Origin of the sequence: Streptomyces cahuitamycinicus, assembly GCF_002891435.1 — a bacterium.
GTDB lineage: Bacteria > Actinomycetota > Actinomycetes > Streptomycetales > Streptomycetaceae > Streptomyces > Streptomyces cahuitamycinicus.
On the sequence record NZ_POUC01000886.1, the window covers coordinates 1 to 955 of the forward strand.

General features: G+C 73.6%; 1 protein-coding gene. It reads right to left on the reverse strand.

The genetic code is table 11. The annotated features are described in order from the left end of the window. Positions 1 to 112: 112 nt before the first annotated feature. The gene (locus tag C1J00_RS43670; RefSeq protein WP_102914253.1) at positions 113 to 877 is read right to left on the reverse strand and encodes an SDR family NAD(P)-dependent oxidoreductase; all 765 of its coding nucleotides are present in this window, start codon (positions 875 to 877) and stop codon (positions 113 to 115) included. Positions 878 to 955: the final 78 nt, after the last annotated feature.

The following is a 955-nucleotide window of genomic DNA, read 5'->3' on the forward strand; positions in this document are numbered from 1 at the left end:
GTCAGGGGGAGCGTAGGGGTGCTTCGGCCGGGGAGCCGGCTGCGTGGGGGGTGTGTGGTGGACCAGCGGCGTGTGGTGGCCGCGGGATGCGCCTCGACGGGTGGGAGCTGTCTCACCATGGCATCGCCACGCCCCCGTTCGGGCGGAGGATCTGGCCCGTGGTGAAGGCCGAGGCGTCGGAGACCAGGTGGAGAACCGCGTGGGCGATGTCCTCGGGCTCACCCACGCGGCCCAGGGGCGACATCCGGGCCATGACGGCCTCCGTGTGCGCCTGGGAGCCGCTGTCACCGCGGTCCGTCATCGGCGTACGGATCCAGCCCGGGGCGACCGCGTTGACACGGATCCCGTGCCGGCCCACCTCCGTGGCGAGGGTCTTCGTCAGCTGGACCACCGCCGCCTTGGCCGCGCCGTAGCAGAGCAGCCCGGGGCCGCCCGTGTCGACGGCTCCCGAGGCCATGGTGACGATGCTGCCCCGGGTGCCGCGGGCGATCATCAGGCGGGCGGCCTCCTGGCAGGCGTACAGCACTCCCTTGAAGTTGACGTCGAGTACCCGGTCGAGGTCCTCGTCCCGGGTCTCCAGCACCAGGCTTCGGTGCATGATCCCCGCGACCGCGGCCAGGGCGTCCAGGCGTTCGCAGGAGGTGAGGGCCTGCCGCAGCCGGGCCCGGTCGGTGACGTCGAGGGTGTGGGTGCGGGCGGTGCCGCCACCGTCCTTGATCAGGGTCGCCGTCTCGTGCAGGCCCTCGGCGTCACGGTCGGCGCAGTGCACGTTCGCCCCCGCCTCGGCGAGCAGCAGTGCCGAGGCGCGGCCGATGCCGCTCGCGGCGCCGGTGACGAACACGGTGCGGCCGGTGAGGTCGTACGCCGTGACAGGCATACAGGGACCGTACGAGCGGACCTGACGGGCCGTCAATTGGTGCGGCCGCGCCGAACCGGGGCGGGGGCAGGGCCGGGC